This is a genomic window from Chimaeribacter coloradensis (assembly GCF_002858715.1).
Taxonomy (GTDB): Bacteria; Pseudomonadota; Gammaproteobacteria; order Enterobacterales; family Enterobacteriaceae; genus Chimaeribacter; species Chimaeribacter coloradensis.
Genome location: NZ_PJZH01000025.1, coordinates 49,309 through 56,052, shown reverse-complemented (window position 1 = coordinate 56,052; position 6,744 = coordinate 49,309). Strand labels below are relative to the sequence as shown.

7 protein-coding genes are annotated in these 6,744 nt (G+C 61.7%); 4 read left to right on the top strand and 3 right to left on the bottom strand.

What is annotated here, in order from left to right:
• The 3 genes from CYR32_RS17535 to gpmM all read right to left on the bottom strand — a co-directional run.
• Positions 1–1,070, bottom strand: a 1,070-nt coding sequence (locus CYR32_RS17535; RefSeq protein ID WP_101826446.1) for a divergent polysaccharide deacetylase family protein, incomplete at its 3' end; no start/stop codon positions are given.
• A gap of 3 nt (positions 1,071–1,073) precedes the next feature.
• Positions 1,074–2,357, bottom strand: a complete 1,284-nt coding sequence (envC, locus tag CYR32_RS17530) for a murein hydrolase activator EnvC (protein ID WP_101826445.1) — start codon at positions 2,355–2,357, stop codon at positions 1,074–1,076.
• A 279-nt stretch (positions 2,358–2,636) separates the two neighbouring features.
• Positions 2,637–4,181: a 2,3-bisphosphoglycerate-independent phosphoglycerate mutase gene (gene gpmM / locus CYR32_RS17525; protein ID WP_101826444.1), complete on the bottom strand. Its 1,545-nt coding sequence runs from the start codon at positions 4,179–4,181 to the stop codon at positions 2,637–2,639.
• Positions 4,182–4,461: 280 nt separating this feature from the next.
• Between gpmM and CYR32_RS17520 the strand changes: the two genes are divergently transcribed.
• From CYR32_RS17520 to gpsA, 4 genes are all read left to right on the top strand, one after another.
• Complete coding sequence (locus tag CYR32_RS17520; RefSeq protein WP_101826443.1) at positions 4,462–4,893, top strand: rhodanese-like domain-containing protein; 432 nt, start codon at positions 4,462–4,464, stop codon at positions 4,891–4,893.
• Between the two features lie 29 nt (positions 4,894–4,922).
• On the top strand, positions 4,923–5,171 hold the full coding sequence (gene grxC / locus CYR32_RS17515; RefSeq protein ID WP_101826442.1) for a glutaredoxin 3: 249 nt from the start codon (positions 4,923–4,925) through the stop codon (positions 5,169–5,171).
• A 68-nt stretch (positions 5,172–5,239) separates the two neighbouring features.
• Positions 5,240–5,710, top strand: a complete 471-nt coding sequence (gene secB / locus CYR32_RS17510; protein ID WP_072931559.1) for a protein-export chaperone SecB — start codon at positions 5,240–5,242, stop codon at positions 5,708–5,710.
• Positions 5,710–6,729, top strand: a complete 1,020-nt coding sequence (gene gpsA / locus CYR32_RS17505) for an NAD(P)H-dependent glycerol-3-phosphate dehydrogenase (RefSeq protein WP_101826441.1) — start codon at positions 5,710–5,712, stop codon at positions 6,727–6,729. Before secB ends, gpsA begins: the two co-directional genes overlap by 1 nt.
• Positions 6,730–6,744: the final 15 nt, after the last annotated feature.

The following is a 6,744-nucleotide window of genomic DNA, read 5'->3' as shown; positions in this document are numbered from 1 at the left end:
GCCGGACTCGCCGGACTCGCCGGACTCGCCGGACTCGCCGGACTCGCCGGACTCGCCGGACTCGCCGGACTCGCCGGACTCGCCGGGGTATCCGGCACCAGCTTCAGCGCCTGCCACTGCTGCCACTGGCGCTCGATAAACTGCACGCCCGGTGACGTCAGCACGCTTTCGCCAATCGCGGCCAGCATCGCATCGGCGTAAACCGGCTGCGGCGGCTGTTTCGCTTTGCACATCTTCACGCCGCGGAACGGATTACGCGGTGCAGGGGCCGGGGCCGGTTTCGGGGCTTTCGGCGGCGGCGCTGCCTGCGGGTGACCGGCAGAACCGGCAGACGACGGCTCGTTCAGCAGATCGCTGGGGCGCACCAGCACCACATCGCCCGGCAGGGCGGGCAACATCTGCTGCAACACGCGGATGGTGGAAGGGTGCGGGTGGCCGATGGCGATGGCGGAGCCGTTGCGCCGGGCGAGCTGTACCGCCCGCTCAAACTGGCGGCGGATCTCCGCCTCGTTTTGCACATCGTCCAGGAACACCCGCCGCTTAATCACTTTCACCGACGTCCCGGCGGCCGCGCGCGTCGCCTGGCTGTTGCCGATGGTCATGCTGTCGAGAAAGAACAGGTGGTAGCTGTTCAGCGCCTGCATCACATTCTGCATCGCCGGCAGGCTGGAGGTCATGGCGCTGCCCATATGGTTATTCATGCCCACGGCATAAGGCACATTTGCCACCGCCTGGCGGATAATCCGGCTCACTTCCACGCTGCTCATGTCGGGGTGCAGCGTGTCGCGCTCCAGCGGCTGTTTGCTCAGCGGGGCCATCGGCATATGGATCAGGATTTCACGCCCCTGGTTATGCGCTTTGACGGCCATCTCATGGGAGTGCGGGGCGTTGGGCAGGATCGCCACCGTGACCGGCAGCGGCATCTGCAAGACCTGGTTTTCATTGTGCAGCCGGTAGCCGACATCATCGATGACGATGGAGAGCTTCCCGGCCTGTGCGGAGAACGCCAGCAGCAGGGTACTGAGCGCTGCGGCGAGGTGGTGCGGTTTCTTCCATACTCGTTGTAACACGACTTATCTTCCCAACCACGGCTGTGGGTTAACGGCCTGTCCCTGGCGACGGATTTCAAAATAGAGTGAGGGCTGGCCCTGGCCCCCACTGGTACCGACCAGCGCAATCGGCTGCCCGGCTTTCACTTGCTGGCCGACGTTGACCAGCGCGCTCTGGTTATAGCCGTAAAGGCTCATGTCACCTTTACCGTGCTCCACCACCACCACCAGCCCGTAACCTTGCAGCCAGTCGGCCAGCAGGACGCGGCCGTCCGCTATCGCTTTGACTTCGCTGCCTTCTGCGGCGGTGATGACCATGCCTTTCCAGCGCAACTCCCCCTGCAACGGCTCGCCGAAGCGGTGGATCGTCCGGCCGTGTACCGGCCAGATCGCCTGGCCGCCCGGCCGCCCCAGCCCGCCGGTGCGGGACACCAGGGCGCGTTCGCTTTCAGTGGGTTTGTAACTCGAGCCGCGTTTTTTCGCCTGCTGCTCTTTGGCACGCACTTTTTCCGCCTCGCGGGCTTCCCGCTCGGCGCGGGCGCGGGCTTCACGCTCCGCTTTGGCGATCTGGTCGCGCAGGCGCACTTCGTTCTGCCGCAACTCCGCCAGCCGCGCCTGATCTTTCTCCAGCGAGGCCTCCAGGCTGGTCAGGGTTTTCTGGCGGCCTGCGCGCGCCTGTTCCAGCGTCTGCTGTTGCGCCTGTTGCTGGGCGAGCAGCTGCGCCTGCTGCTCCTGTTTCGCTTTCAGTGATTTACGCTCGGCGGCCAGATCGGTGCGGGTCTCGGCCAGTGTGTTGATGGTTTTCTGCCGCGCCTCGTTCAGGTAACTGAAGTAGGCCAGGATCCGCTCGCTGCGCTGGCTCTCTTCACTGCTCAAGATCAGTTGCAGGCCGCTGTGCTGCCCGACCCGGAAGGCGGCATCGAGCTGTTTCGCCAGAAGGGTTTGCTGGGCGGACTGCTGCTTCTGCAATTTCTGGATCGAGGTATTCAGCGCGCCAATCTCTTTCTCCAGCGAGGCCAGCACGCTTTGGGTGTCACGCAGTTGCCGGCTGGCCTGGGCGATGATCTTCTCCTGCGCTTTCAGCTGGTCGAGCAGGGCGCCGCGCTGCGCTTTCTGCAACTGGACGCTTTTCTCTTTTTCGGCGATATCCTGCTGCAGCGATTTCAACTGCTGCTTGTTGTCTTCGGCATGGGCCGTGGGCGAGCAGAGCAGGGCACCGGCCCACAGGGTCGCGGCCAGCAAACAGCCGGACGGGCGGGCTAACAGGGTAAAAGCATCAGGCGCACAGGGGGGCGTGCTCTGCGTCATGCAAAGGCGCGGGAAAACGGGCTGGCTGGAGCGGGGAGATTTACGCAAACTGTCGTCCATTGTGTGAAAACTGATTCGTCCTGGCAGGGCAAATCCCGTGGGTCATCGTAGCATTGATCACGCGCCTGATGCACAGCCAAAAGGCAGGCGCCTGCCGCAGGCCGCCCCTGTAGTATTTCGTTTTCCGCCAGAATTGCCACCGCTGAAGTGTTAAATTTTTTGCCGTTTCCGGCTGAGAGGAAAGGGAAAAGGGCCGGCAGGGCGCCGGCCACAGGGGGATCAGCCGACAGTTACCAGCGGCTTGCCGGTCATCTCCGGCGGCACCGGCAGGTTCATCAGGCGAAGCAGCGTCGGGGCGATGTCAGAGAGCGTACCGCCCTCAATAACGGCAGCCGGTTGGCCGACATAGATCAGCGGCACCGGCAGGCTGGTGTGGGCGGTGTGGGCCTGGCCGGTTTCCGGGTCACGCATCTGCTCGGCGTTGCCGTGGTCAGCGGTGATCAGCAACTGGCCGCCGATGGCTTTTACCGCGCCTACCACCTGCGCGATGCAGCCATCCAGCGTCTCCACCGCCTGCACCGCCGCCTCATACACGCCGGTATGGCCGACCATATCGCCGTTCGGGTAGTTGCAGATGATCAGGTCATAACGGCCGCTGCCGATGGCGGAAAGCAGTTTATCCGTCAGCTCCGGCGCGCTCATTTCCGGTTGCAAATCATAGGTCGCGACTTTCGGCGAGTTGACCAGAATGCGATCTTCCCCGGCAAACGGCGTCTCTACCCCGCCGTTAAAGAAGAAGGTGACGTGGGCATATTTTTCGGTTTCTGAGATGCGCAGCTGGGTTTTGCCCTGCTTCATCAGCCATTCACCCAGCGTATTGTCGAGCGGGGCGGGCGGGAAAGCGCAGGCTGCGGGGATGTCAGCAGCGTATTCCGTCAGCATCACGAAGCTGCTGAGCGCCACCTCTTTCTCCCGCACGAAGCCGTCAAAACCCGGCTCCACGAAGGCGCGGGTGATCTCGCGGGCGCGGTCTGCGCGGAAATTCATAAAGATCAGGGCGTCGCCCGGGGCCATCGCGGCGTCTGTTTCCCCTTCAGCGCGGATCACCGCCGGTTTCACGAATTCGTCGTTTTCACCGCGCGCGTAGGCGGCATCCAGCGCCTCTGCGGCCGTGTCCGCGCGGAACGCCCCGTTGGCACCGGTCAGCAGGTCATACGCCTGCTGTACGCGATCCCAGCGGTTGTCGCGGTCCATCGCGTAGTAGCGGCCCACCACCGAGGCGATGCGCCCGCAGCCCAGCGTGCGGAAGGCGTCAGCGGCACGTTCCAGCGAGGCGTGTGCGCTGCGCGGCGGGGTGTCACGGCCATCCAGAAAAGCGTGGAGATAGACCGTTTTCGCACCGCGCTGGGCCGCCAGCTCAATCATCGCCAGGATATGGTCTTCATGGCTGTGGACGCCCCCGGCCGAGAGCAGGCCCATGATGTGTACCGCTTTCCCGGCCTGCACGGCGTGGTCTACGGCGGCAGTCAGCACCGGGTTTTGGTAAAACGCCCCGTCCTGAATCGCCTTATCCAGCCGGGTCAGATCCTGGTAGACAATGCGCCCGGCACCCAGGTTAACGTGGCCGACTTCGGAGTTGCCCATCTGCCCGTCCGGCAGGCCGACGTCCAGCCCGGACGCGCCGATCAGCGCATGCGGGCAGTGCTGCCACAGGGCGTCCATCACCGGGGTGCGCGCGTTGAGAATGGCGTTGTCCGGGGCCGGCCCGCGGTGGCCGTAGCCGTCCAGAATCACCAGCACAGTAGGTTTCTTAATGCTCGACATGGCGTGTGTACTCCTGAAAAAGGAAAAGCGCAGGGCGTGGCGCGGAGGTGGCCGGCCCTGGGAAGCGGCGGATTTTATCCTAATGAAAAAACGGCATAGCGCAGGAAGATCAAAGATGCAGCGTAATAAGAGTTAACTTTTGCCGGGCAACAGTGCTAATTTTCGTGCTGCGCCGCAGTTTCTTCACTCATGCCGGCTTCCCGGCTGCATTTGAGGCACCGCGCAGGTATACTCTGAAGCCTTATTTTTATCCCCTAACTGACGGGAGTTGCTACACCCCATGCAAGACATTATGGAATTCGTTAGAGATCATCTCGTACTGAGCCTGGCCTGGGTTGCATTACTGATTGCAGTGATCGTAACGACCTTCAAGAGCCGTTTTTCCAAGGTTCGTGAAATTACCCGTGGTGAAGCCACACGCCTGATTAATAAAGAAGATGCCGTGGTGGTGGATACCCGCCCGCGTGATGATTTCCGCAAAGGCCATATCGCGAATTCAATGAACGTCGTTGCTGCTGATATTAAAAGCAACAATATCGGCGAGCTGGCGAAACACAAAGCGCAGCCGGTTATCGTGGTGTGTGCAAACGGCACCAGCGCCCGCGCCTCAGCAGAAGCGCTGAGCGCCGCCGGCTTTGAGCGCGTCTCTGTCCTGAAAGAGGGCATCGCGGGCTGGAGCGGCGAGAACCTGCCGCTGGCGCGCGGCAAATAATTCACTCTACCGGAAACCGGAGGCTAGTCATGGCTAAGATCGAGATGTACACCAAAGCGACCTGTCCTTTTTGCCATCGCGCAAAGGCGTTGCTGAATACGAAAGGTGCCGCGTTTTCCGAAATCGCGATTGATGCGCACCCGGAAAAGCGTGAAGAGATGATCACCCGCAGCGGGCGCACCACGGTTCCCCAGATTTTCATCGACGGCCGGCACATCGGCGGTTGTGACGATTTACATGCGCTGGAAGCGCGCGGCGGCCTGGACCCTCTGCTCTGAGGCTTCAGCCCGGTGCGCTTCGCCGCGGGTGCAACAATATGGATGTTTAACTAAAAGGTATGACTAACATGTCCGAGCAAAACAACACAGAAATGGGTTTCCAGATCCAACGTATCTACACCAAAGATATCTCTTTCGAAGCGCCGAATGCTCCGCAAGTTTTCCAGCAGGAGTGGCAGCCGGAAGTTAAACTGGATCTTGATACCGCGTCCAGCCAGCTGGCGGATGATGTGTATGAAGTAGTACTGCGTGTCACCGTGACCGCCTCCCTGGGTGAAGAGACGGCGTTCCTGTGCGAAGTGCAGCAGGGCGGCATCTTCTCCATCGCCGGTATCGAAGGCACCCAGCTGGCGCATTGCCTGGGCGCATACTGCCCGAACATCCTGTTCCCGTATGCGCGTGAGTGCATCACCAGCCTGGTTTCACGCGGTACGTTCCCGCAACTGAACCTGGCACCTGTGAACTTTGATGCGCTGTTCATGAACTATCTGCAACAGCAGTCTGAAGGCGAAGGTGCTGCCCCACATCAGGATGCCTGATGGATAGCGTCAATGCGTCAATGACAGTGATCGGTGCCGGCTCGTACGGCACCGCTCTGGCCATTACCCTCGCGCGTAATGGCCACAACGTGGTGTTGTGGGGCCACAACCCACAGCATATCAACGCCATGCAGCAGACCCGCTGCAACCAGGCGTTTCTGCCCGATGTGCCCTTCCCCGATTCCCTGACCCTGGAAACTGACCTCGCCCGTGCGCTGGCTGCCAGCCGTGATGTGCTGGTGGTGGTGCCGAGCCATGTGTTTGGTGACGTTTTGCGCCAGCTGAAGCCGCACTTGCGCGCGGATGCCAGGGTCGTCTGGGCGACGAAAGGGCTGGAAGCGGAAACCGGCCGTTTGTTGCAGGATGTGGCGCGTGAGGCGCTTGGCGACACCCTTCCGCTGGCGGTGCTCTCCGGCCCGACCTTTGCCAAAGAGCTGGCTGCCGGCTTGCCGACCGCCATCGCCCTCGCCTCTACCGACGCGCAGTTCACCGATGACCTGCAGGAGCTGCTGCACTGCGGCAAAAGTTTCCGCGTCTACAGCAACCCCGATTTCATCGGTGTGCAACTGGGTGGGGCGGTGAAGAACGTGATCGCCATTGGTGCCGGGATGTCAGACGGTATCGGGTTTGGTGCCAACGCCCGTACCGCGCTGATCACCCGCGGTCTGGCGGAGATGAGCCGCCTTGGCTCGGCGCTGGGCGCAGACCCCTCTACCTTTATGGGGATGGCGGGGCTGGGCGACCTGGTGCTGACCTGCACAGATAACCAATCCCGTAACCGGCGTTTCGGTATTATGCTGGGGCAGGGCAAGACGGTGCAGCAGGCCCAGGATGAGATCGGCCAGGTTGTGGAGGGCTACCGCAATACCAAAGAGGTATTGGCGCTGGCGCAACGCTACCAGGTTGAAATGCCGATCACTGAACAGATATATCAGGTGTTGTATTGCAATAAAGATGCACGGGAAGCCGCCACAACCTTGCTGGGTCGTACCCGGAAAGACGAAAAGCAGAGCGCCTGACCGGTAATTTTATCC